This is a genomic window from Arundinibacter roseus (assembly GCF_004348825.1).
In the GTDB taxonomy this organism is placed as follows: Bacteria; Bacteroidota; Bacteroidia; order Cytophagales; family Spirosomataceae; genus Arundinibacter; species Arundinibacter roseus.
The window spans coordinates 281,950-308,353 of the sequence record NZ_SMJU01000008.1 but is presented as its reverse complement, the minus strand read 5'-3'; the positions used below and the strand labels follow the sequence as shown (position 1 = coordinate 308,353).

The window sequence follows — 26,404 nt, the reverse complement described above, 5'->3', positions numbered from 1 at the left end:
TTCAAAACCTCCCCTCAGCGAGTTCTGACAACGCTATTCCGCTATGCGGAAACAGGAGTTTTTTTTGCCGAATTTTTCAACTGACAAAATGTAAAACTATGCGAAAACGATTACACAATCAAAAAGCTTTACAGAAAATTATGCGTATAAGTCTGTATCAAGCGATTCTTGCCATCTCCTTTGTCTCTATGGCTCAGGCACACCGGGTTAATGCTCAAAAAGTACTTGACCAACGCCTGACTTTACAGCTGACCCGCATGGAGATTGTGCAGGTACTGGAAAAAATCGAAAAGGCAACTGACGTGAAGTTCATGTACAATCCTCAGATTTTTTCACAGGGGCAGCCCGTAAACTTAAACGTTAGAGACACGCCCCTGTCTGCTATCCTGAATACAATTCTTGATCCTGTTCAGGTATCATACGAAGTAGTGAACAAGCGAATCTTGCTCAAAAGAAGCCCGGCGAACGTAGGCTTTTTGCGGGGTGTGCCCATTGACGTGGTCGCTCCCAAAAGGCTGGTAAAAGGTACTATTGTAGACGAAAAAAGCGCCCCGCTACCGGGTGTAAGCATTGTGATCAAGAATACAACCCGCGGCACAAGCACTGACGGAAACGGTCAGTTTGAACTTGATTTGCCAAATGATGAATCCATTTTGGTAGTTAGTTTTGTGGGCTACGTCAGGCAGGAGATTATGGTTGGTGTGCAAAGTCAGCTTACTATAACCATGCAACCTGACGAAAACGCACTCAATGAAGTGGTGGTAATTGGATACGGAACTGTGGAAAAAACTGACCTGACGGGCGCCGTAGGGTCAATTCAGACACGGGATATTGTACGGGCCAATCCGGTGATGGCCTCCAAGGCGATTCAGGGACAGGTAGCCGGCGCAACTGTTACCCGACAGAACAATCGTCCTGGTACGGGTTACAGCATCACGATTCGGGGTGAAAACACGATCAATAATTCTACCGAACCTTTGGTGGTGATTGATGGGCTAATGGGTGGAAATATCAATAACCTCAATCCTAATGATATTCAGTCGATGGATATTCTGAAAGATGCTTCATCCACGGCAATTTATGGATCAAGAGGGGCCAATGGGGTGATTATTATTACCACTAAAAAAGGACTTTCGGGCAAGCCCCGCGTGAGCTATGATAGCTACGTTGGCGTAAAAATGCCGGCCCATATTCCCCGCATGATGAACAGTCAGGAGTTTTACAAAGCAACCTACACCGACCGGATCCTGGAAGGCGCAACGGGCGCCACTTTCACGGCTGCCGAGCTAGCCAACATTGAAGCAGGCCGCACGGCAGACTGGACCGATCTAATCACAGATCCCGGTGTGCAAACAAGTCAGAATATCAGTGTTACGGGGGGAAATGACAAAACAACCTACCGGTTTTCGGGCGGATTTTTGAACGAAGACGGCAATGTGAAGTATACAAATTTCAAGCGCTATAATCTCAATGCTGGCCTGGACAGTAAACTTGGGGAGCATTTTAAAGTAGGTTTTACGGCTTATCTGACGTACTCCAACCAAAACCTGGGCTCGCGCGAATCGTTGAGAAATGCCTACCGGGCTCGGCCCACGGGCACGGTCTATTACGACGATCTGGCTAATCCTTCCGAAAATTCAGACCTGAATATTGACGGATACGCTTTCTGGATGGGCATCAACGACAAGCAGGTACCCAACCCGATTTCGGACATCAAACCGGAGTATTCCAAGTTACAAACTACGTCCTCCACTGTCATGAGCAATGCCTACGTGGAGTATATTCCGGTAAAAGGACTCAGCATTCGTTCTTCTATTTCGGCCATTTACAATACCGACCGAATTGGTGATTTTAGAGGTGCCTGGACCAAGTCGCAGATTGGCAGAAAACCGCGCGCTCAGTACGACAATCAGATTTTGGGAAGTTATACGCTGGACAATATCCTGAATTATGAAGTAGGAGTGGGCGACCACAAATTTAATTTCACAGGCTTGCAAAGCGCATTTTATCAGCGCAATGAAGCCTATCAAATTGCGGTTACAGATCTGCCCTACGATTCTGACTGGTACGCACTGAAAACCGGGACAATCAACAATGTACAAAGCTCGTTGGTGGAGCGCTCCATTTTATCCTTTATGGGACGGCTCAACTATTCTTACCGCAATAAATACCTGCTCACACTTACCGGTCGGTCGGATGGTGCCTCACAGCTTTCGGAAGGCAACAAATGGGCATTTTTCCCTTCGATAGCCTTTGCATGGCGCCTGATCGAAGAGCCGTTTATCAATGACCTGAATCTATTTTCCAATCTGAAACTACGCGTCAGCTATGGTCAGGTGGGTAATGCTACCGTCAATCCGTACAGTACGCAGGCGGGCTTGCTCAACACGGGTTATGATTTTGACGGAACTGCTGCCTTTGGCTTTGCGCCAGCTAATCTGGCAAACAAAGATTTGCGCTGGGAGCGAAGCAAAGAGCTGAACTTTGGTTTGGATGCGGGTTTTTTACAAAACAGAATTTCGGCTTCTCTCGAAATTTATAACCGTAAAACAGTGGATTTGATTCTAAATCAGAAACTTCCAACGGCTTCGGGTTTCTCTCAGGTAATTTCTAACGTAGGACAGATTGAAAATAAGGGAGTTGAGCTAACCCTGAATACTGTGAATGTTTCAACACCGGACTTTACATGGAATACTGCTCTGACTTTTACCCGAAATCGTAACCAACTGCTTGAATTGTATGGTGATGGACAAACGGTCGATAAAGGAAATAAACTTTTTGTGGGATATCCGATTCGCTCCAATTTCGACTATGAATTTGACGGAATCTGGCAGACGTCTGAAAAAGAACTTGCTACTAAATATAAGCAGGTGCCGGGTTCAGTGAAAGTGGTGGATCAAAACAACGACGGCATTATCTCGTCTACTGATGCTATCGACGACCGCGTGGTGCTGGGCTCGCAGCTACCTAATTTTCTGGTCGGTTTAACCAATCGCCTCAAATACAAAAATTTCGATCTTTCTTTTCTTTTCTATTATCGAAATGGCACGCAGTACTACAACGGTACACTCTCAGGAACTTTCGGAGAAATCGGTTCGACGCGCTACAACAAGCTGGCTGATCTGGACTACTGGCGCAGCGACAACCCCTCCAATACTTATTTTGGGGTAGCGGCTGCCAATCCTTATCGCAACGCAATCAATTATCAGGATGCTACTTTTTTACGACTTTCAGATGTTACCCTTGGCTATACGCTTCCTCGTGGAATAATGGATAAATGGAAACTTTCGAGCGCCCGGGTCTATGCACAGGTGATGAATCCAGTGATCATGACCAAATACATCGGGTTCGATCCGGAGTTTAATTCCAATGTATATCAGGACGACGTGCCGTCGATTACTTGCACGTTGGGTGTCAATATTAGTTTCTGAAAAACGTAACGATTTAAAAATTATGAAAAAGAACCTTTTTACACAATATAGTCCGTGGGTGGCGGCCATTTTTCTTTGCTTCCAAACGAGTTGTAAAGATGATTTTCTGGTAGAAAAACCCGTCACAACGCTTACAACTGATACCTACTACAAAACCGAAGCAGGGTTTGAAGATCTTGTGCGATCATGCTATCCATTGCTTCGGAATATCCATCAGAACCGTGTTCTTGTTTTGAATGGAACCGATATTTTTGCTGCTCAAAATGGCTGGAATCCCGACGCGACCGGGAAGGTCCTGCAACCAAGTGCCTACGATGTGTACGATGCCCGGTTTAACGCTACAATTCCTGAGCTACAAACTCTCTGGCAACAGCTCTATGCAGAAATTGCCCGAACCAATACGGTTGTATCAAGAGCTGAGGACATCACCACGATGACCCAGGCGCTAAAAGACACGCGAGTTTCGGAAGCCAAATTCCTTCGTGCGCTTTGCCTGTTTTATGCGGTACAGCACTGGGGAGATATCCCGATGCCGCTCAGCGAAGTAACTACGCCTGGCAAAGATTTTCCACGGGTACCTTCGGCGGAGGTCTACAAACAAATTATTTCTGACCTGACCGAATGTGAAGCTAAGCTGCCCGTTACGGCTACCAATTACGGGCGTGCGACCAAAGGAGCCGCACAGTTTTTGCTGGCAAGGGTATATTTGACTCGTGGCTGGAATTTTAAAAATGCTTTGGGAGGTTCTCCGGCTGATTTTGACATGGCTTTACAGTATGCCGATAAAATTATTGACACATACCCACTGGCGGCAAATTATGGTGACCTGTTTCCAAAACGTACCAAAAACCCTTTGAAGCAGTATACCGGGGCTCAAAATGATAAAAATCCGGAAATCGTTTTTTCTGTGCAATATGGCTCCGATGTTCTGACCAACAAAACCGACCCGGCCTATACGCAGGATGCCGCCGGAGGAAACGACCTTCACTCAAAGTTTGGTGCAAGTGGTGAAGGCTTGCCTGGCAACAAGGGTCGTACGTCTGACTATAATCGATGCCTCGGCATTCATACGCCTACAGCAGCGGCCTATCGGTTGTTTGATCCAACGAAGGATTTGCGATATGATCACAATTTTGTGGAAGTAGGCTACGCCCTGCAGGCGGTTTCAAATTTCAGACCTCTGCCGCTGACAAATCCCGGCCTAACCATCAGTATTGCCGCGGGTGATACGGTGCTTTACTGTCGTCCGTGGAACCAACCCGCCACGACACTAGCGGAGCGGGGCGTGGATTTAGGCGGTACCAAAAAGTATGCGGTTGTCAATACCTATGAGTTTGGTGGAGGATATCCAATTGTCAATACCGGATTTCAAGCGTCACAACCGTTGATGTGGAAATTTTGGCAGCCAAATATTCCCTATGGCGACGCTTTTGGTACTTTTAACGAATCGCTTTTCAGAGCGGCTGAGGCTTATCTCATTGCAGCTGAGGCAATTATGAAAGGTGCCAAAGGAGGTAAATTGGGCGGCGCTGAGGTATACTACAACAAAGTATTGGATCGTGCGCTTGGTGCAAATCAGGGAACAGAGCCGCTGCGGGCAGCCGCTCCTGAAGACCAGAAATCGCTCGAAACCGCGTCGTATCGAGCCACTGCCGGAACTCTTTCCATTGACATGATTCTGGACGAGCGCGCCCGCGAACTCATGGGAGAATACTGCCGATGGTTTGATCTTAAAAGAACCGGGAAATTGGTAGAACGCATTAAAAAATATAATCCGTGGTCGGCCGGGCAACAGATTAAAGATATACACACACTAAGACCAATACCGCAGGGCGAAATAGATTTGTCCTTTCCTTCAATGACCCAAAACGAAGGATATTAGTGGTATTTTTAGTAGTAAAAAAAGATCTTCTTCTCTTTGGTAAGAAGATCTTTTTTCATTTTTCTGACCCTAACGTTTATCCCATGTTTTCTAAAAAGGCCTGGTTATTTGCCTGGATGGGCTGTCTTTTGTTGTCGGCAGTTCAGCCCGAAACTCCTCCCGCCAAACAGGAAACCCCTGCCGATCTGGTAGAGCCCCTGGTCGATTCGGCCAATTCGCGCTGGTTCTTTTTTAGTTCTGCCTCGCGTCCGTTCGGGATGGTCAATCTGAGTCCCGATATGGTGCTGGATGGTGCCTGGAACTCGGGCTACCGCTACAACGAAACCAAAATCAGGAGTTTCAGTCATGTGCACGCCTGGCAAATCTCCGGCGTGCCGGTTTTTCCTACAACCGGAGATTTTAAAGGCCACCTCGGGCCGAATGTGTACGGCTCCAATTTTTCGCACAAAGGGGAAGTAGCGCAGGCTGGTTACCACAAAATTTATCTTGACGATTACAACATTCAGGCCGAACTGACCTCAACCACCCGCGTAGGATTTCATCGCTATACTTTTCCAAAATCCGACAAAAGCCATATTCTGTTTGACCTCGCCACGGTTCTGGGCAATTCTGAACAGCAAAGCGGGTTTATCCGTCAGGTCAACGACCGTGAGCTGGAAGGCTACGCCGTCATGGCGCCCACATCGAGACGTCCGAAACCCTTCACCGTACATTTTGTAGCGACCTTCGACGCTTCTTTTCAGGAGTTTAGCGGCTGGAAAAACGGAAAACTTCTGGAAAATGCCGGGTCCGAAATTAAGGGCGAAAAAGTGGGCGGCTACGTTTCTTTTTCAACCAAAAAAGGCGAAATCCGGCAGATGAAAGTAGCATTGTCGTATGTTAGTATGGAACAGGCGCGGCTTAATCTGACGACCGAACTTCCGCATTGGGATTTTAATAAAATTGTCCGCGAATCCAAAGCCGACTGGAACCGCTGGCTCAGCCGAATCGAAATTGAAGGCGGAACGCTAACCGAGCGCCGCCGCTTTTATACCGACCTCTGGCACGCACTGCAAGGCCGCCGCATCCTGAACGACGTGGATGGCAAATACTGCGACATGACTGGCGCTGAGCGTCGCATCGGGCAAATTCCACTGGACGAACAGGGCAAGCCGCGCTTCAATCACCACAATTCGGATTCATTTTGGGGAGCTCAGTGGTCGCTCAACACGCTTTGGCACCTGGTCTATCCCGAAGTAACGGAGGCTTTTGTCAACTCCATGCTGCTCATGTACAAAGACGGCGGGCTGATTCCGCGCGGACCGTCGGGCGGCAACTATACCTACGTCATGACGGGCGCATCGTCAACCCCATTTATTGTTAGTGCGTACCTCAAAGGGATACGGGGATTTGATATAAATCTGGCCTATGAAGGTTTGCGAAAGAACCATTTTCCGGGCGGAATGATGGCCAAAGCGGGTTATGAACACTACACAGCAAAGGGCGGCGGCATTGAGCAGTACATCGAAAAAGGCTACGTACCGCACCCGTTGGCGGCCAAAAAATACGGCGGTCATCAGGATGGCGCCGCCCAAACGCTCGAATATGCCTATCAGGATTTTTCGCTGGCGCAACTGGCCAAAACCCTTGGCAAAACCGAAGATCAGGCGCTTTTTACTAAACGGGCCCATAATTATACCAATATATGGAACAAAGATATTGGCTGGATGTGGGTCAAGGATTCTACCGGAAAATGGCGTGAACCTGTGGATATTTTGCGGTATGATAATGGATGGGTAGAAGGTAACGGGGCACAGTATACGTGGTTTGTTCCGCATGATGTCAAAGGTTTGGTGGGGCTCGTGGGCAGTCGGGAGGCTTTTACAGAAAAACTAAACCACTCGTTTGAACTGGCAGAAAAGCATGATTTTGTGTCGGGGAAGTCGCACGATCAGGAAACCCTCGAAGAATTCAGGCGGGTGTATATCAACTACGGCAATCAGCCCTGCATGCAGACGGCCTTTTTGTTTAACTTTTCGGGAGCGCCCTGGCTTACTCAATACTGGACCCGGCAGGTGATTGAAAAAGTATACAGCGGTATCTCGCCACAAATGGGATACAGCGGCGACGAAGATCAGGGATTGATGGGTTCGTTGGCCGTTTTGATTAAAATAGGTTTGTTTTCAACCAATGGCGGCACCTCCGCGCAGCCTTACTATGAGTTGAGCAGCCCGCTGTTCAACCGCGTCACGATTCACCTGAATCCTGCTTACTATCCTGGAAAAACATTTGTTATAGAGGCGCCAAAAAAGAATCACGAGAAAGATTTTTATATCCAAAGCGCCCGCCTCAACGGACAGCCGCTTACCCGGCCTTGGATGCTGCACGAAGTGGTCGCCAAAGGCGGCACCCTGACTTTCGACATGGGGGCAGCTCCCAACAAAACCTGGGGCAGCAGCCCGGCAGACGCGCCCCCTTCGATGACACCTTAACCAACCTGCACGCCACATGAACCGCCGAACTTTTGTCAAACTCAGTACTGCTGCTCTTTGTGCCTGTCCGGCAGTAGGAGCCGTAGCCTTACAACACGCGATTTCCCCCAAACCCGAGTGGCTGCAAAAGCTGATTCAGGTAAACGATCAGCGGCTGAAAGCCTTACAGGCCTACCGGGTTGCCGATGAAAAATCGCCTGCGTTTGGCGGTTTTTTAGATGGGACCGATATTCCAAACCCTCATTCTACGGTAGGTTTTATCCGAACGGCTATTTGTGCGCTGGTAAGCGAGGAAAGTGAGTTTTATAAATCAAAACAAATAAAAACTGAAACCGAACAGGCACTGACGTACCTCCTGAAAATTCAGCATGCAGACGGAACCCTCGATTTACTGTCGACCAATTTTCATTCAACACCTGATACCGGTTTTATTGTCAAATGGACGGCTCCCCTGCATACCTTGCTCCGGCAGGCAGATGCCGTTTTTTTTGAACCAACGCTTGGGCTGCTGCAAACCTTTTTGAAGCGGGCGGGAGAATCACTGATTGTGGGTGGCATTCATACACCCAATCATCGGTGGGTAGTTTCGGCGGCGCTTGGGGCGTTATATCAGCTTTGGCCCGATGTGCGCTATGCCCAACGCGCTGAACAATGGCTGGCCGAACACATTGATATGGACGAAGACGGTCAATACAACGAGCGCAGTACCTACATTTATTCGCCCCTCACCAACCGGGTGCTGATTACGATTGCCCGCACGCTCAACAAACCGGAGTTGTACGAGTATGTGCGTAAAAATCTGGCTATGACGCTTTACTACATACACCCAAATGGTGAAGTCGTAACGGAGGCATCCGGTCGGCAGGACAAGGCTGCTGTGGGCAACATGGACGGCTATTACTACGCTTACCGCTACATGGCCCTGCGAGATTCGGACGGTACATTTGCCGCTATGTGCCGCGAAATTGAACAAACTGTACTTGACAAAGTAGCGGGACATCTTTCGTATTTTCTGGAAGATCAAACCTTGTGGCGTGAATTGCCTGCTGCCAAAAAACTACCCGTCAACTACGTACGAACCTTTCCCCGCTCGGGTCTTGTACGCATCCGGCGAAACGAGTGGGATGCTACCTTGATTTCAAATAATCCCGTTTGGCTAACTTTTCATAAAGGAAATGCCATTTTGCAGGGAATGCGGGTAGCGGCTTCTTTTTTTGGAAAAGGTCAATTTGAAACCGAAACCATTACGCAACAGGGCACCGATTGGCTCATGACCCGCCGCCTGGAAGGTCCGTATTATCAGCCGTTATCCAAAGAAAAAATCAGGGACGATGGCGACTGGGAAAAAATGCCCCGCAGCGGACGTAAGCAAAGCGAGGTGCAGGTCATGACCACCACTATTGTCATTCGGGAAAGAGGCAATGGCCTGGAAATCGACCTGAAGCTGGAAGGAACCGACGGCGTGCCCGTGGCGCTGGAACTCATTTTCAGGGAAGGCACCTTTAAGGGTGTACAATCACTTGGAACCGGGAAAGAAGTCTTTCTGCTTCCTGACAATAGCACCGGAACCTGCACCGTAGGCTCGCACACGCTGACGTTTGGGCCAGGCCGCGCTGCGCACAAAGCCGTTCAGCTACGCGGAGCGCTGCCTGCGATGAATGCCCCCACGGTATATCTGACAGGTTTTACACCTTTTATTCATACACTCAGAATTTCCTGAAAAAGCGCAATCCGGAGTATTAATTTCATGTTTGAATCTTCGTTAAAATTCCTGATGAATAAAGTCATAGACGTATTAGTATCAGCCTTCCGACTGAAAAACAGAGCGCAAATATCTGTTGCGTTACTGGCCACAGGTTTGTGCGCCTCTGCGCTGCTTTTTTTCTCCATGAAGCAAAGTCCTGTGGCCTCCAAACCCAATATCGTGTATATTCTGGCGGATGACCTCGGCTATGGAGATTTGTCGGTGTATAACCCTCAGGGTAAAATAAAGACGCCAAACCTTGACCGTCTGGCTGCGCAAGGTATGCGGTTTACGGATGCGCACTCGCCCTCGTCGGTATGTACGCCTACCCGATACGGCCTCATGACGGGGCGCTACCCCTGGCGCAGTCGCCTGCCCGTAGGGGTCTTGCGCGGGTATAGCCGCAGTTTGATTGAGCAGGACCGCCTGACGGTTCCGGCGATGCTAAAAAAGGCGGGTTACCAGACCGGTATGGTGGGGAAATGGCATTTGGGAGTCGATTGGGTTTCTGTACCCGAACAAAAAAATCTGGAAAAAGAGCCGCTCTATGGCATTACAAACGAAATGAATCCTGAGCATATCGATTTTTACAAAGCCCCAACCAACGGCCCCACCACGCTGGGTTTCGACTACACGTTTTTTCTGCCCGCCTCGCTCGACATGCCCCCGTATTGCTACCTCGAAAACGACCGACTGACCGAAAAACCGACGGCCTACACGCCCGGAAACAGCCTTTCGTCCGGCTATACGGGTCCTTTTTGGAGGGAAGGAAACATGGCGCCTTCGTTTGATTTTTTTCAGGTTTTACCCACATTTATCCAAAAAGCAACTGATTTTTTGCGCCGCCAATCATCCCAAAAACCCTTCTTTTTGTACCTCGCCCTGGCTGCACCGCATACACCCTGGATGCCCACCGAAAACTACCGGGGAAAGTCAGCCGCAGGCGAGTATGGCGATTTTGTGCAAATGGTAGATGCTCAGGTCGGTCGGGTGCTGCATACGCTGGATAGCCTGGGATTGGCCGAAAATACACTCGTGTTTTTCACCAGCGACAACGGGCCTTTCTGGCGTCCTGCGTTTACGCAACAGTTTGGACATGCTGCCGCTGGAAATCTCCGGGGCATGAAAGGCGATGCCTACGAAGGCGGGCATCGGGTGCCATTTATTGTGCGGTGGCCGGGCAAAGTAAAGCCCGGTTCGGTAAGCGAAGCGTCAACAACTCTCACCAATTTACTCGCTACCTGTGCGGAGGTTGTAAATCAGGCCTTTCCTGCTACAATGGTGGAAGACAGTTACAGCATTCTTCCGGTTTTGTTAGGAAAATCGCAGACCGTTCCTCAGCAGCCGGCGATTGTTCACAGCGCTTCCAACGGCTATTTTGCGATTCGTAAAGGTCCGTGGAAGTTAATTGCCGGGTTGGGCTCGGGTGGGTTTACGGAGCCCCAAAAAATAAAACCCGTAGCCGGTGGCCCTACGGCACAGCTGTTCAATCTCGCCAATGATCCCGCCGAAACCCGCGATTTGTTTGCCATGCATCCTGAAAAAGTGCAGGAATTAACCGCATTGCTGAAAACGATTCAGGAAAGTAAAACCCAGATTAAATCTCAGCCTTAGCGGTTTAGTATCTTTTGAGAAAAAGAATATCTGGGAAGGAATAGGGAATGCAGGGATGATAGAGGAGCTCCTGAAAAAGCTGAGGCAATAGAGTTATTGATCGGTGAATAATCCTGTAAAGAAAGGTTAGAGTTTGAGGAATTTGTCAGGCGGCCCTGTTCGCTCACCCTGACATTCAAAATTATTTACATTTTAATTCACTCATCAATATTAGAGTAACAATAGTACTATAAACACCCACGTACCGACTCTTCAATTAATTTATTTCTTCCTCCTTGCTACTCTGCGGCCTATGAGCGATTGTTTGTAGATTTCTATGATCTAAATCGCCCGGATCTTTTTGTAAGTCAGCAATTTAGGTTTTCCGAGAAGTTTTCCGCACGCCCTGCCATCAGCAATCAGCTGTGGGAAGGGTTGGGTCGGCTATACGGCAATGGGACCTGGTAAAAGGCCACTTTTTGCGCCTGGAAATGTAAAAACAATGGATTATATCCTCTTCTTAAAATACAATTTCACCAATAAAATAGGTTTGACCTTCCGGGGACACCACCACGCCAGGGGTAGTACACAATAGCAATTAATTGAACTACATGAAAATGGCGTACTCTCAGATGGCAAAGGCAATGCAGACAACCTGAATCGCAACGTCAACTACTTCAACGCTGATATGGTCTACACCTGGCAGTTTGCACTGGGAATTTTTCTGATTGTAGCATGGAAAAACGCTACATTCCATGATTCTGACATTGTTTCTACGAGTTGTTTCCAAAACCTGAAACTGATCTTACAGTCTGATCAGAACAATAATCTGTCGCTGAAATCCCTCTATTTTCCGGACTATCTGAAACTTAAATATCTGGCTCGCCGAGGAGAAAAAGGAAGGGCCGTTTAAAAAAAATTTACGTGAAACGGACTTGTCTCAATAGGCGGGATAACTCCGTTTTTCTTGTGTGTAAAAAACTTATTTATTCGATTAGTCAACAAAAAAATATTAAAATAGTACTATTAAAATAAAACATTTAATAAAAATAATTCAGTCTGATTTTTATTTTTCGTAAGGTTTTCAGAACTTACTGATTCTAAGGAAAAAGCAAGCAACAGTACAAAAGGAGGGATTTTAGAAAAAAGATTAAAAATATTTTTAATGAAAGAGTAGGAAATTTGAAACAGACCCTTTGTTTTGTACTTTTAAGGGATTAAATATCACTATGGGTAAGCATATAACACTAAAAAAAGGGTATAATATAAAGTTGATCGGTGTGGCCGAGCAGCGTGTTACGGAGGTCGCAATGGCAGAAGTAATCGCCGTTAAACCACCCGATTTTCCGAACCTTACACCCCGCCTCCTCGTAGAGGCAGGAGACGAACTGCAAGCCGGGCAGCCGATTTTTTTTGATAAGGATAACCCCGAGATTATGTTCGTTTCGCCTGTTAGCGGAGAGGTGGCAGAAGTGGTTCGCGGTGCCAAAAGACGGATTATGGAAGTGAAAATTATTCCCGACCGCACCGAACAATCCTACCTGCAACGGGAAATTCAGGATCCTCTTTCACTATCCCGGGAGCAACTCATTGCGCAGCTGCTGGAAAGTGGTTGCTGGGGCTACATCCGACAGAGGCCGTTCTCTCTGATTGCCAATCCCAAAGATACGCCCAAGGCGATTTTTGTCTCGTGTTTTGACACGGCACCCTTAGCTCCCGATTTAGGATTTATCATTGATTCTGACCCCGAAAATTTTCAAACGGGACTTGCTGCACTCAAACAGCTTGCCAATGGAAATCTTCATGTAAGCGTACCCGATGAGGCACGGGCAAAATCCGAAGAGGCTTTATTCAAAAATGTATCTTCTGACCATATTCATGTAGTGCGTGGGCCGCATCCGGCAGGCAACGTTGGCGTGCAGATTCACCATATTGACCCCATCCGCAAAGGGGATGTTGTATGGTATGTGCATCCACAGGATGTGCAGATTATCGGCAGGCTATTTCGCGAAGGCCGTTACCGGGCCGAGCGCATTGTGGCGCTCACGGGCAGTCTTGTGGAGGCACCGCAGTACTATAAGGTAATTGCCGGCCAAACCCTGTCGTCAATTCTTACGCAGAAAATAAAACCGGACAAAGCGCGCATCATTCAGGGCAACGTCCTGACTGGCCTTACGTCCGGGGCAGATGATTTTGTCTCACATTATACGAATCAGATCACGGTTATTCCCGAGGGCGACGAACCGGAGTTTTTAGGATGGCTTACGCCGGGTTTAGAAAAACTCAGTTTGTCCAAAGCTTATTTTTCATGGTTGTTTCCAAAAAAATCCTACGCCCTCGATACCAATATGCACGGCGAAGAGCGGGCGTTTGTTATGACTGGTCAATACGATAAACTATTGCCCATGAACATTTTGCCGGTTGTGCTGCTCAAAGCTATTCTGGCGCAGGATATTGAGCGAATGGAGCAGTTGGGGATTTATGAAATTGCAGAAGAAGATTTTGCCCTGTGTGAGTTTGCCTGTACGTCCAAAATCGAGGTCCAGCGGATTATTTCCGAAGGGCTTGATTATGTGCGGCGTGAGGGGTAACCTCCGGCATCGTTGCACCAAACCCTGCCGTTGCTTCGTGACGGTACCTATTGTCCTATTCCTGAACCCAATTGTAGAGAGTCTGTGAAACCCATTCAGCGCGTAATTGATTCTGTAAAGCCTCATTTTAAGAAAGGCGGAAAGCTCGAAAAATTCCATCCGGCGTTTGATGCCCTCGAAACTTTCCTTTTTGTACCGGGCCACACCACCGAGCAGGGCGTCCATATCCGGGATGCCATGGATCTCAAACGGACCATGTTTCTGGTGATCGTGGCACTTATACCCACGCTGCTTTTCGGCATGTGGAACGTTGGTTATCAGCATTACCTCGCCTACGGTATGCAAACAACCTTGATGGAAAACTTCCTTTTTGGTTTTCAGAAAGTAATGCCAATCGTCATTGTTTCCTACGCAGTGGGCCTTGGCGTAGAGTTTATTTTCGCCATTTTGCGCGGGCATCAGGTTAGTGAAGGCTATCTCGTCACGGGAATGCTGATTCCGCTGACGCTGCCCGTCACGATTCCGCTTTGGATGGTGGCTCTTTCGGCTATTTTCTGTACGGTTTTGGGGAAAGAAATATTTGGCGGCACGGGCATGAACTTCATGAACCCGGCGCTTTTGGCCCGCGCCTTTCTCTTTTTCGCATTTCCGGCTTATATGTCCGGCGATATCTGGACCGACCTTTCGCCTGAGCCGGGGCATGCGCTCGTAGATGCCTACTCGGGTGCCACAAACCTGGTCGCTTTTGATGTCGATTATACTCAAATGTCCTCTGTGTCCGACATGTTCTGGGGTTTTGAACAGGGGTCAATTGGCGAAACAAGCGTTTTTGCATGCCTTATCGGGGCGCTGATCCTGATACTTTCGGGAGTAGGAAGTTGGAAAATCATCGTTTCTTCCTGCCTCGGAGTCGTTGGCATGGGATTACTTATGAATGTACTTGCTCCCGCCGACATCCCGACGCACGCGATGCATACACCGGCTTACTATCATTTATTAGTGGGAAGTTTTGCTTTTGGCGCTGTGTACATGGCCACCGACCCTGTCAGTGCGGCGCATACCGAAACCGGCAAGTGGATCTACGGAATTCTGATTGGAGTGTTTACGGTCATACTGAGAATTTTCAATCCGGCTTATCCGGAGGCGGTTATGCTCAGCATTTTGCTAATGAATGTATTTGCTCCGCTCATCGATCATTTGGTTATTGAACAACACATTAAAAAACGGATAAAACGTGCATAGCAATCAATATACCCTTATTTACGCCGCCGTGCTGTCCATTCTGACAGCCGTGATTCTGGCCGTAACTGCCGAAGGTTTAAGGCCGGCGCAGGAAGCCAATGTGGCGCTTGATACCAAGTCCAATATTCTCAGAGCGGTGCGACTTGACCTGGACGATCCGGTCGAAATTGAGGAAACCTACGACGGGTCCATTGAAGAAAAGGTACTCAATGGGTCTGGTGAAGATATGGCAGGAATGAACGCTGAGTCCATTGCGCTGAAAAATGAAATTACCAAAGCTCCGGCTGAACGCAACCTGCCGCTGTACATTTTTACGGCAAAGGGCGATAAAAAATACTACATCATTCCCGTGAGGGGTGTTGGGCTTTGGGGGCCGATTTGGGGCTTTGTGTCGCTGGAAGATGACTTCAATACCGTGTATGGGGCCAACTTCGACCATAAAGGCGAAACCCCCGGCCTGGGTGCGGAAATTTCCGAAGAACCTTTTCAGAATCAGTTTCAGGGAAAGAAAATTATGTCGGATGGAAAATTTATATCCGTAAATGTGGTCAAAAGTACGGAGAAAACTTCCTACGGCGCTGAGCACCGCGTGGACGCTATTTCGGGCGGAACGATTACCTCCAACGGAACGGACGAAATGCTGAAAAACTGCCTGGCACCCTACATTCCTTACTTTGAAAAATTAAAGAAAGAATAACGATTTACGGGAGAAACTCAGGAAGTTCTTTCGATAACAAACGAGTTTAGTACGGTTAATTTTTTTTATTACCCAAAACAGCAACGAGTGATGAGTACAGAAGACACCCCCGCCGCTGACCTTGTAAAAGAGAAAAAAAGAGAAGCGATTTTTTCTAAAAAAAATATACAAACCCTGCGTGACCCGCTCGACGACACCAATCCGATTACGGTACAGGTACTCGGGATATGCTCGGCCCTTGCCGTTACGGTGCAGGTTATGCCCGCACTGATTATGTCGTTGGGGGTGATTTTTGTAATCGCTTTTTCAAACCTGATTATTTCCCTGCTTCGTCACACAATCCCGAACCGCATCCGCATCATTGTGCAGCTGATTGTGGTTGCGTTGCTGGTAACGCTCGTGGATCAGTTTCTCAAAGCGTTCATGTTTGACGTGAGTAAAAAACTATCGGTCTTCGTGGGGCTAATTATCACCAATTGCATTGTAATGGGGCGTTTGGAAGCCTTTGCGCTTTCCCAAAAACCCTGGCCGGCTTTTCTGGATGGCATCGGCAATGGCGTTGGATATGGCCTGATACTTATCGTTGTGGCCATTTTTCGTGAGTTTTTTGGAGCAGGAGCTATTCTTGGCTATCAGATTGTTCCGCAAGCTGCCTACGACATGGGCTACGTGAACAACGGCCTGATGGTTCTGCCTCCTGCGGCTTTGTTTGTAATTGGTATTTACATTTGGTGGCAGCGTAGCCGTAATAAAAAACTGGTGAATGTTTCCTGAAAAATCTTTTGACGCACTGAAACCTACCTGCTCATGCAAGATCTGCTCAATCTTTTCATAAAATCTATTTTTGTCGAAAACGTAGTCTTTGCGTTTTTCCTCGGCATGTGTTCCTACCTGGCTGTTTCCAAAAAAATCAATACGGCTTTTGGGTTGGGATTGGCGGTTATTTTTGTGATGGTTCTTACCACGCCGCTCAACTATTTTATCCTGACCTACATGCTGAAAGACGGAGCATTGGCCTGGATACATCCGTCACTCGCCACGGTGGATCTCACTTTCCTTGCCTTTATACTTTTCATTTCTACGATTGCCGGAGCCGTGCAGCTCGTTGAAATGATCGTTGAAAAATCGTTGCCTGCACTTTATGCGGCTTTGGGTATTTTTCTGCCGCTGATTACCGTAAACTGCGCCATATTAGGTACTTCCCTTTTCATGCAGGAGCGGGAATATAACTTTGCCGAAACGGCCGTATTTTCATTTGGTGCGGGTATTGGCTTTTTTCTGGCCATTGTATTGCTTGCTGCCATTCGGGAGCGGCTGCGCTATTCCAATATCCCGGCTCCTTTGCAAGGCCTCGGCATCGCCATGATTATCACGGCCCTGATGGGCATGGCTTTCCTGAGTTTTTCCGGCATCAAACTGTGACCCTACAAATCTAATTTGCTTATGCTACCCGTTCTGACATCCAGTGTTGTAGTTTTTATCCTGATCGTTCTGTTCCTGGCTTTCCTTATTCTGAAAGCCAAGGATTTGCTCATTCCACAAAAAGATGTATCCATCATAATCAACGGAAATCAGGACGAGCCGCTGATCGTGAAGCCGGGCTCTTCGCTGCTGTCAACGCTTGCTTCCCGCGACTTGTTTCTGGCTTCAGCCTGCGGCGGTGGTGGTACCTGCGCCATGTGTACCTGCCGCGTGCACGAAGGTGGCGGGCAGGTGCTGCCTACCGAAACCAACCACCTCAACCGTCGGCAGGTCAAGGATAATCTGCGGTTGGCGTGTCAGGTTAAGGTAAAAGAGGATATGAAAATTACGATTCCGGATGAAGTTTTTGGGATTAAAAAACTGGAATGTACCGTCATGTCCAATTATAATGTAGCCACATTTATCAAAGAATTTGAAGTAAAATTGCCCGAGGGCGAAACCCTCGATTTTCACGCCGGTGGATATATTCAAATTGATATTCCGGAAACCGTGGTTGACTATAAAAATATGGACATCACGGCCCACCCGCTCTACCACGACCGGCCCGATAAGTTTCAGGAAGATTGGGATAAGTTTGGACTTTGGCCACTCAAAATGGTTAATGAAGAACCCATATTTCGGGCATACTCCATGGCCAATCACCCGGCCGAAGGGAATATCGTGAAGCTAACGGTCCGCATTGCGACACCCCCTTTTGATAGAGATCGCAACGGATGGATGGATGTCAATCCGGGTATTGCCTCTTCGTATATTTTTAATCTAAAAAAGGGCGATAAAGTCACGATTTCGGGGCCTTATGGAGAATTTTTTATCAAAGAAACTGATCGTGAAATGCTCTATGTAGGAGGTGGCGCCGGAATGGCTCCCATGCGTTCGCACCTTTTCCACTTGTTTCACACCCTAAAAACCGACCGGAAAGTTACGTTTTTCTATGGCGGACGAACCAAAAAGGAGCTGTTTTATATTGACGAATTCCGGGAAATAGAAAAGAAATTTCCCAACTTTAAGTTTGTAGTGGCGCTTGATAACCCACTGCCCGAAGACAACTGGACGCTCAAAAAAGACATCGACGATCCCGAAGGGGATGGCTTCAAAGGCTTTGTGCATCAGGTGGTTATTAAAGAGTACCTGGAAAAACATCCGGCCCCCGAAGACCTGGAAGTATACTTTTGCGGACCGCCCATGATGAATCAGTCGGTCCTCAAAATGGCCGATGACTGGGGCATTCCTTCCGAAAATGTAGCCTTTGATGACTTTGGTGGATGAGCAGATTTTCGGGGCTAATTTTTCTGGTATTTTTTTCGGGTATTGGTTGTCAGGCACCTCGGCAAGGCTACACGCAGTTGGAAGGCAATGCACAGGGTACAACTTTCCGAATCGTGTATGACGATGCCGAATCACGGGATTTTTCGACAGCCGTCGATAGTATTTTTCACGTCATGGATCGCAGCATGTCCCTGTGGGACAGCACCTCCGTAATTTCTTCTTTCAATGCCAACCGCCCGGCAGCCCGTGCCGATGCGCATTTTACTCAGGTATTCAGCAAAGCAACCGAAGTATCTGAGCAAACAGACGGATATTTTGATTGTACCGTAGGGCCGTTGGTAAAAGCCTGGGGTTTTAGTTTTAAAAAAGGCCTTCCTGAACCTGATTCTCAACAGGTCATGCAGCTTCAACAGCAAATAGGGTATAAAAAAATGACTCTGACGGAAGGTAAACTAGTGAAGGAGTCTCCCGAAATGCAGGTTGATTTTAATGCCATAGCTCAGGGCTATACCGTAGATGTGCTCGCTGATTTTCTCAAAGCCAAAGGTGTTCAGAATTACCTGGTAGAAGTTGGTGGTGAAGTGCGGGCCGAAGGCAAAAACGAACGGGGTGAAGTGTGGCGCGTCGGGATTGACAAACCTATTGAGTCTAACGAACAAAACCGCTCATTACAAGGAGTGGTAGCATTGAACGGTCGGGCGCTTGCGACATCGGGCAGTTACCGGAAATTTGTGGAGCGCGACGGCCACAAGTACAGCCACGCAATTGATCCGCACACGGGTTTCCCAATTACGCATTCACTACTCAGTATTTCGGTAATAGCCAACGACTGCATGACCGCCGACGCCTACGCCACGGCTTTTTTGGTGATGGGACTGGAAAAAGCGATTCCTTTGGCCAAACAAAACGGACTGGAACTGTACGGAATTCTGACCGAAAAAGACGGGACTTTCCGTATATATCAGTCAGAAGGCTTTGGTGCTGAGGAAGTAAAGTGAAAACCAGGCTATCTTTTTTAATCCGAAGACTGTTGCGAAAAACCAATGAGCAAGGCACCACCAATCATAAGAACAGCTCCTGCAACGAGTTGCCAGCTAAGTCGCTCTTTCAAGAATACAACTGAAAAAAATACGGCGAATACCAAAGAAACCCGTTCGACCGAAGTAACAAGAGAAGCCTCTCCCAATTTTAAAGCCCGAAAAGTTAGTAACGAAGAAAGCGTCGTTGCCACGCCGGCACCAAGCAGAAACAGCCACGTTCGCCGGTCGATTTCCTGTAAAGATAGAGGAGCTTTTTGCGTAACTACGGCTGTCCACGTAATCAGAACGATCATAACGGACTGAATGGCAAAGGCAACGGTCGAATCCAGATTTTTTAGGCCTGCTTTGGACAAAACGACCGACGCGCCTGCACACAAAGCAGCCAATAGAGCAAAAACAATCCACATGAAATTTGGGAATTTTAGTGAGAAATGAAGCAGGCAGTCTGCTACTTTTTTGTATTTCTCTAAAACTACCATACCAGCTAAAAAGGATATGACTTAAACTAAAAAGCGATAAATTGGTCAGACCTTTGCAAAAACTAACCTACCGCTCCATGGAACTTGTCCTCGAAACCGAACGATTGCTTTTACGAAAACTTACTTCTACCACCGACACGGCCTTCGTGCTCGAACTATTGAATAGCCCGGGGTATTTGCAATTTATTGGCGACAAAAATGTAAAAACGACCGAGCAGGCAGCACAATTTTTGGAAAATGGACCGCTCAAAAGCTACCGGGAAAACGGATTTGGTATGTACGCCGTAGTACAAAAAGAAAGTCAAATTCCGATTGGAATGTGTGGCCTTCTCAAACGGGATTTGCTCGCACACCCGGATCTGGGCTATGCCTTTCTGCCCGGATTTCATGGAAAAGGCTACGCTTTGGAAGCTGCACGGGCAACTCTGAGCATAGCCTTCGATAGTTTTAAAATTCCACTTGTATATGCCTTTACCGATCCCGACAATGCACATTCTATCGGCTTGTTGGGTAAACTTGGCATGCAGTATCAGGGCCCATTTTTTTATACGGACAAAAATAAAGAGCTAAATCTGTACGCTGTTTCAGTTTTGTAATGGATAAATTAACGTGAAAATCATTTGCTAAAAGGAACTATATTTTAGTTTGGCATTTGGTAAATTTTACCGTTTCATTGTTTTGCAGATTCGCATGTCAGTGCATGTTGCCACTAGTTTTTAAAAATTAAACCCAAAATGAAATCCCGGTTCTCCAATGATGAACTTAGACCATTTGTCATCCAACTGCTTAAATCCATCAGGTAATTTCGTGTGATAGGCACGGTGTGTAATTGCTACGGAAGGTTGAATAAAGAACCTGTCTCTAAAAAGTTTGATGTGATAACCAACACGGTAGGTATTGAAAATCTGAAAACCAGAATCAATTTTCTTGCCGTCCATATTCACAAAATCCTGCAAAGAAGGCATTACATTAAGTTCGGCATATAATCCTTTCCACAAAAATCGTTGGTAAGCCACCGACAAGCCATACTCACGAACATATCCCGGAAATTGTTCTTCCGGCTTTCCGTACGCTTTATTTAAAAAGGGATGAATGCCATTGGGCCAGGCATATTTCCAGGTTTTTGGTTCTAATGTAATTACATCTTTTCCGGTAATCCGGTAACCGACATTGAGTTGAGCGAAGTTTGGTGGGTTTACCGGTGCTAAATTACCTAATATAAAGATAGTGCTACCCACGAACCACCGTTTGTATGTGCTGTCAGTCTTACTATATTGTGCTTGTAGATTCAGTGAAAAAGCACCTAAAAGCGCAATGACGAGAATAATTTTTTTCTTTTGCATATCTATTTTTGCTGATTTTAAATGATCCTGCAAAAGTAGATGGGCGAAATGCCCTAACTCCTTCACCTAAGTTAAGAAATACGTTTTAGCCCTTTTTTTCAAGAATCCTTGCTCTTAATCTACTCAATGACTGAGGCTTAATGCCTAAAAAGCTCGCTAATTGGTGCTGTGGTACACGCTGAATAAGGTCAGGTCTTTTTTGCAATAAGTTCAGGTATCGTTGTTCGGGGGATGAAGTCTTAAACTCGTCAAAAGTGATTTGTTGTTTGGCTAATAACTCTTCCGAAAATAGTCTACACATGATTTCAAACTTTGGAAATTTGCTGTTTATTTCTGCTTCTATATCAGAATTTGAAACGAGAAGTATACTATCTTCAACACAACTAATGTAATAGTCAGAAGGAGTTTTATTTATAACGCAATGAGGTGTCAAAGCTTCCATTTCTGTAAAAAATGCGGTAGTTTTTTCTTCACCATCTATGATGTAGTATTTCCGAATACAGCCTTTTAAAACAAAGTAGCTATCATTGATTTTTGTCCTTCTTTGAGTAAAGCCGTCCCTTTCTTTACCGCATGAAAGAGGTCTAGCGAAAGTAAAGCGTTCTTCTCATCATCTGTTAGAGAAATGTATTTTGAAATAAAGTCGAATAGTATGTCCTGCATTGTTTTTGTCGTGTTTTTATTTTCTGGTACACTTGTTGCCAGCCTTTTGTTATGGCTTGGTGAAGGTGAGGATTTTCAGTATTTGATGATATATGATTGGACTTTTAAAGAAAAATATAGGGTTTGACTGACTTCGACTTCGCTCAGCCTGACAAATTTCCTGAACTTTATACTTTCTTTACAAATCTACTCACGTATCAATAATTTAATTCACTCATCAATAACAGTCGTCTAAGAATATTCCCGACTTCTCTACAGTAATCTCTACCCAAAGACGTATAAAAATCTTCGGGTAGAGTAGGAGGAGGGCTGTTTCGTCAAAAAAAATAGACTAGGAAAAAGAAATTAATTCAGGCCCGAAGCGGGTAAAGGCTGCCTTTTCCAGGGCCTCCTGATGGTCTGCGTGGGCAATGGCAATCAACGCCTGCGCGCGTTGTTTCAGGGTTTTTCCGTACAAATCGGCCACGCCATTTTCTGTGACAATGTAGTGGGCATGCGCTCGTGTTGTAACCACTCCGGCGCCTTCTTTTAAAAGCTGCACAATCTTGGATTCACCCCTTGACGTGACGGAAGGCAACGCAATAATCGGCTTGCCACCTGCCGAAAGTGAGGCGCCACGAATAAAATCCATTTGTCCGCCAACACCCGAATAAAGCCGTGTACCGATAGAGTCCGCACAGATTTGCCCGGTAAGGTCCACCTCAATTGCGCTGTTGATGGCCGTCACGCGCGGGTTGGTCCGGATCACGGCGGTATCGTTGGTGTAGGAGGCTTCCAGCATCGAAATCATCGGATTGTCGTCCATGAACTTGTAGAGTCGTTGGCTGCCTACGGCAAAACTTGAAACGAGTTTGCCCCGGTGCTTTTTCTTCTGACTGCCATTGATAATCCCTTTTTCGACGAGATCAATAATGCCATCCGAAAACATTTCGGTGTGCAGACCCAGATTTTTGTGATTGTGCAGGTATCGCAGCGTAGCGTTGGGAATGCCGCCAATGCCGACTTGCAGCGTGGCGCCGTCTTCTACCAATTCCGCCACATTGCGCCCAATCGCCATTTCCAGCGGGGTTGGCTCGGTTGGTTCGTGGGCATATATTGGCGTTTCGTGAAAACAAAGGGCTGTAAATTTACTGACATGTACTTGTCCGTCGCCGTGGGTGCGGGGCATTTGTGGGTTCACCATCGCAATCACCGTCGGGGCGGTATCAACTGCCGCGCGGGCTACGTCTACGGACACACCCAAAGAACAAAATCCATGCTGATCGGGTGGCGAAACCTGCACAAGGGCTACGTCGAGCGGCCAGATATTATGACGAAAAAGCAGCGGAGCTTCGCTCAAAAAAATGGGCATATAACTAGCCCGACCGGCGGCTACTGCTGCCCGCAAATTGGCTCCAATAAACAGCGCGTTGGGGTGAAAAGACTCCTCGTTTCCGGCATCGGCCAGCGGCATCGGGCCTTCCAGGTGTAGGTGGATGGTTTGTACATTTCGCAACTCAGAGGCGCGGGCGGCCAACGCCTGCAACAAATGCGTAGGTGTGGCTGCTGCACCGTGTACAAAAACCCGGTCGTTGCTCTTTATGAGCGAAACAGCTTTTTCAACAGATATAAATGAATAATTCATGGCAATTTTAGTTGGTAAATAAAACAGAATTTCGATCAGTTTTGTGACTGCAAAGCACTATAATTAAGTAGGTAACCTGTATGACGCAGGTCATGTTTTGGACTGCGCCGTCGCCTTGCTGTTTACCCTTTATTTTTGCACACAGATGCCGTTTTAGTACCTTTTTTTCGTTTAGAAATCAATAAGTATAATTTGGTGAATAAAAAAATAGTGATTATTTCGCATCCAATTGTCTGCCTTTTTTGTGTAAAAGGTAACATGTGTTTTTTCATCTATCCCTAACTATTTCGTCTATGTTTTTCCCTACCTCTCTATTCAAAAGCAGTCTTATCGTTTTGGGCCTGGTTTTCTTCATGGCTTTTCGGTGGCTCGACGATGATTTCTCTCAGCAGGTTCTTGAAAAAATCAAAACCTACCGGGAAATGTTCCCGCAGGAAAAAGCCTATTTGCATCTTGATAAATCGACTTATATCGCTGGCGATACGCTGTGGTTCAGGGCTTACCTTGCCGAGGGCGCCGGCCATCAGATTGATAGCGTGAGTCGCGTGGTTTATGTTGACCTTGTCGAAAAGCAATCCGGGAAAATCATGACCGTTCGACAAATCAGGATGGAAGAGGCAGCGGGGCGCGGCGACATCCCCTTACCTGATAGCCTGCGGGCGGGTTTTTATACGGTTCGTGCCTATACAAACTGGATGCGCAACTTTTCGGATGATTTCTTTTTTCAGAAAGACATCCGGGTCGTGCGTACGGGAGAGGAAATGGCAGCGACAGCGGCAGTTACGCCTGCACCTGATGTTCAGTTTTTTCCTGAAGGCGGACAGTTGGTTGCCGGCTTGCAGGGACGTGTAGGTTTTAAGGCTATTGATGCATCCGGGCTTGGGGTAGACGTGGAGGGTTTTATTCTCAATCAAAAAAATGATACGATCTCAGGATTCAGCAGTAAGATTAGGGGTATGGGCCTGATGAACTTCAAACCTATGCCCGATCAGCGTTATAAGGCTATGATCAAACGCTCCGACGGAAGTTTTGCAACCTACGATTTTCCGGCGGTACAGCCCGAGGGCTACGTCATGATGGTCGATAATGTTTCGAATCCCAACACAATGCGGGTGTTTATTTACAACAACCGACCAACAGGAGTCACGGGACAACTTACCTTGCTGGGCCACACCCGCGGATTGGTAGCTTTTGCGGCCAAAGGCGACGTAACCCGAAAGTCATTTATCATTACGATACCCAAAAAAGAACTGACGGAAGGGATTCTTCATCTTACCTTATTCAACGAGAATAATAAGCCTGTGTGTGAGCGGCTAGCGTTTATAAATCATCAAAATCAGCTAAAAATAGCAGTCAAACCATCAAAACAGGTATATGCGCCACGAGAAAAAACGGAGGTAGAGCTTATGGTGACGGATTCTGCCGGGCAACCCGTACAAACCACGCTCTCGGTGGCAGCGGTGGATGCTGCCCAAGCGGGAAAAACACCTTTTGAAATGAATATGGTGTCCTATATGTTGCTTACCTCAGACCTGAAAGGATACGTGGAAGAACCATCCTACTACCTCGATGGTGGCTTGGCAGATGCCAAAATTAATGTGGATATTCTGATGATGACTCAGGGATGGCGGCGGTTTCGGTGGGAAGATGTTTTTGTTGAAAACCTGCCCACGCCCAGTTATTTTGTGGAGCAAAGCCTGGTGTTAAAAGGAAAGGTAATGAAGCTAAATCGGAAGGAACCCGGCGAAGTAGATTTGTCGCTGATTCTGACCATCGACGGTGCCAAGGCGTTCTCAGAAGCCACCACTGACGCTTCCGGCGATTTTCTTATTAGCGGTCTGACCAATCAGGATACTGCGCGGGTGCTGATTCAGGCGGCTACCAAAAAAGGGAATAAGAGCCTTTTGATTGAAGTTGATGAGTTTTCTGCACCCAAAGCCCAGCCCAAACCGCTGGATATAGCCTTGTTTTTGCGGAATAATCTGGACAAAGAACGGCAGAAAAAAACGCAGGAGTACCTGGATATTGAACGGCAGATTCGCCAAAATCGAGAAAAACTTTTACAGGAAGTGGTCATTAAAGGCAAAAAAGAAAAAGAACCCGATTCCCGAAAATTATACACCCGCGCCGATGCGACTATCACACCAAACCTGGGTATGACCGCCGGAGCCTTGACGATTTTTGACATGTTGCGTGGACGCGTAGCGGGCTTGCAGATTACGGGAGCCGGCCAAAACGTGACGGTGCAGATTCGGGGCTCTACCAACCTGAGTGGGGTAGTGGAGCCACTCTTTTTACTCGATGGTATGCCCGTTGACAAAGAAGCAATGTATTCCATTTCGGTGCAGGATGTAGAGTCTATTGACGTACTGAAAGGACCGTCGGCTGCTATCTATGGAAGTCGGGGAGGTGGCGGGGTCATTGCTGTATTGACCAAACGGGGCAATAGTAACTACGACTATACACAGGAAGCCTCCGAAGGAGTGAAAGTAGTGAAAATGCCGGGTTTTAGCCGTGAGCGTGAATTTTATGCACCAAAGTATGATGTAGTCCGTCCGGAGCACGTTCGGCCCGATTTCCGCTCGACGCTTCTGTGGATGCCTATGGTCAAAACCAATGCCGAAGGAAAAGCGACAATCAGCTATTATAATTCTGATGCGGCCACAGACGTACTCATTCAGGCGGAAGGGCTTACATGGCAGGGTTTGCCCGGCTCAACTACTGCGACCTATCAAGTAAGGTAACCCGTTTTTACTTTGTGAAGGAATAAAAAAAGATTTTTGATTAAGTCCCGGCGGATCGTGTCTTATATGAAAAGGAGAACATTATCTTTTTCAATAGCAATCATATTAATCC

Annotated in this window: 18 protein-coding genes and 1 pseudogene; 15 read left to right on the top strand and 4 right to left on the bottom strand. The window is 47.2% G+C overall.

The genetic code is table 11. From position 1 onward, the window contains the following. Window positions 1-98: 98 nt before the first annotated feature. The 13 genes from EZE20_RS14705 (at window position 99) to EZE20_RS14645 (ending at window position 19,397) form a co-directional block, all read left to right on the top strand. Window positions 99-3,431 (top strand): TonB-dependent receptor, encoded by a 3,333-nt coding sequence (locus EZE20_RS14705; RefSeq protein ID WP_228713767.1) that lies wholly within the window; start codon window positions 99-101, stop codon window positions 3,429-3,431. 22 nt (window positions 3,432-3,453) lie between these two features. Continuing rightward, a complete protein-coding gene (locus tag EZE20_RS14700) occupies window positions 3,454-5,313 on the top strand; it encodes a RagB/SusD family nutrient uptake outer membrane protein (RefSeq protein ID WP_132118941.1) in 1,860 nt (619 codons plus the stop codon). A gap of 83 nt (window positions 5,314-5,396) precedes the next feature. Then, window positions 5,397-7,784: a GH92 family glycosyl hydrolase gene (locus tag EZE20_RS14695; protein ID WP_132118939.1), complete on the top strand. Its 2,388-nt coding sequence runs from the start codon at window positions 5,397-5,399 to the stop codon at window positions 7,782-7,784. A gap of 16 nt (window positions 7,785-7,800) precedes the next feature. Next, on the top strand, window positions 7,801-9,504 hold the full coding sequence (locus EZE20_RS14690) for a hypothetical protein (protein WP_132118937.1): 1,704 nt from the start codon (window positions 7,801-7,803) through the stop codon (window positions 9,502-9,504). A gap of 54 nt (window positions 9,505-9,558) precedes the next feature. Next, on the top strand, window positions 9,559-11,142 hold the full coding sequence (locus EZE20_RS14685; RefSeq protein ID WP_132118935.1) for a sulfatase family protein: 1,584 nt from the start codon (window positions 9,559-9,561) through the stop codon (window positions 11,140-11,142). 580 nt (window positions 11,143-11,722) lie between these two features. Then, window positions 11,723-12,034: a DUF5916 domain-containing protein gene (locus tag EZE20_RS14680; protein WP_228713771.1), complete on the top strand. Its 312-nt coding sequence runs from the start codon at window positions 11,723-11,725 to the stop codon at window positions 12,032-12,034. A 316-nt stretch (window positions 12,035-12,350) separates the two neighbouring features. Further along, window positions 12,351-13,712 carry a Na(+)-translocating NADH-quinone reductase subunit A gene (locus EZE20_RS14675; RefSeq protein WP_132118931.1) on the top strand — a complete coding sequence of 454 codons (1,362 nt, stop codon included), beginning with the start codon at window positions 12,351-12,353 and terminating at the stop codon, window positions 13,710-13,712. A gap of 84 nt (window positions 13,713-13,796) precedes the next feature. Then, complete coding sequence (locus EZE20_RS14670) at window positions 13,797-14,954, top strand: NADH:ubiquinone reductase (Na(+)-transporting) subunit B (RefSeq protein WP_132119063.1); 1,158 nt, start codon at window positions 13,797-13,799, stop codon at window positions 14,952-14,954. After that, complete coding sequence (gene nqrC, locus EZE20_RS14665; protein WP_132118929.1) at window positions 14,947-15,651, top strand: NADH:ubiquinone reductase (Na(+)-transporting) subunit C; 705 nt, start codon at window positions 14,947-14,949, stop codon at window positions 15,649-15,651. The genes EZE20_RS14670 and nqrC overlap by 8 nt, the downstream gene beginning before the upstream one ends. 90 nt (window positions 15,652-15,741) lie before the next feature. Further along, window positions 15,742-16,425 carry an NADH:ubiquinone reductase (Na(+)-transporting) subunit D gene (locus tag EZE20_RS14660; protein ID WP_132118927.1) on the top strand — a complete coding sequence of 228 codons (684 nt, stop codon included), beginning with the start codon at window positions 15,742-15,744 and terminating at the stop codon, window positions 16,423-16,425. 33 nt (window positions 16,426-16,458) lie between these two features. Then, a complete protein-coding gene (gene nqrE, locus EZE20_RS14655; protein WP_132118925.1) occupies window positions 16,459-17,073 on the top strand; it encodes an NADH:ubiquinone reductase (Na(+)-transporting) subunit E in 615 nt (204 codons plus the stop codon). A 21-nt stretch (window positions 17,074-17,094) separates the two neighbouring features. Then, window positions 17,095-18,399, top strand: a complete 1,305-nt coding sequence (gene nqrF, locus EZE20_RS14650; RefSeq protein WP_132118923.1) for an NADH:ubiquinone reductase (Na(+)-transporting) subunit F — start codon at window positions 17,095-17,097, stop codon at window positions 18,397-18,399. Continuing rightward, complete coding sequence (locus EZE20_RS14645; protein WP_132118921.1) at window positions 18,396-19,397, top strand: FAD:protein FMN transferase; 1,002 nt, start codon at window positions 18,396-18,398, stop codon at window positions 19,395-19,397. Before nqrF ends, EZE20_RS14645 begins: the two co-directional genes overlap by 4 nt. A 17-nt stretch (window positions 19,398-19,414) precedes the next feature. Here the strand turns inward: EZE20_RS14645 and EZE20_RS14640 are convergent, their stop codons facing one another. Next, on the bottom strand, window positions 19,415-19,846 hold the full coding sequence (locus EZE20_RS14640; RefSeq protein ID WP_132118919.1) for an EamA family transporter: 432 nt from the start codon (window positions 19,844-19,846) through the stop codon (window positions 19,415-19,417). Window positions 19,847-19,995: 149 nt separating this feature from the next. On the opposite strand from EZE20_RS14640, the gene EZE20_RS14635 reads away from it, so the two are divergent. Continuing rightward, window positions 19,996-20,514 carry a GNAT family N-acetyltransferase gene (locus EZE20_RS14635; protein ID WP_132118917.1) on the top strand — a complete coding sequence of 173 codons (519 nt, stop codon included), beginning with the start codon at window positions 19,996-19,998 and terminating at the stop codon, window positions 20,512-20,514. Between the two features lie 120 nt (window positions 20,515-20,634). Here the strand turns inward: EZE20_RS14635 and EZE20_RS14630 are convergent, their stop codons facing one another. From EZE20_RS14630 to EZE20_RS14620, 3 genes and pseudogenes are all read right to left on the bottom strand, one after another. Further along, window positions 20,635-21,261, bottom strand: a complete 627-nt coding sequence (locus EZE20_RS14630; RefSeq protein WP_132118915.1) for a hypothetical protein — start codon at window positions 21,259-21,261, stop codon at window positions 20,635-20,637. An 85-nt stretch (window positions 21,262-21,346) separates the two neighbouring features. Continuing rightward, window positions 21,347-21,924 (bottom strand): annotated as a pseudogene (locus EZE20_RS14625) (Crp/Fnr family transcriptional regulator). Window positions 21,925-22,255: 331 nt separating this feature from the next. Beyond that, window positions 22,256-23,548 (bottom strand): acetyl-CoA hydrolase/transferase family protein, encoded by a 1,293-nt coding sequence (locus EZE20_RS14620; RefSeq protein WP_132118913.1) that lies wholly within the window; start codon window positions 23,546-23,548, stop codon window positions 22,256-22,258. A 293-nt stretch (window positions 23,549-23,841) separates the two neighbouring features. Here EZE20_RS14620 and EZE20_RS14615 point away from each other — a divergent pair, with 293 nt between their 5' ends. Next, the gene (locus EZE20_RS14615; protein ID WP_132118911.1) at window positions 23,842-26,292 is read left to right on the top strand and encodes a TonB-dependent receptor plug domain-containing protein; all 2,451 of its coding nucleotides are present in this window, start codon (window positions 23,842-23,844) and stop codon (window positions 26,290-26,292) included. The last annotated feature ends 112 nt before the right edge of the window (window positions 26,293-26,404 follow it).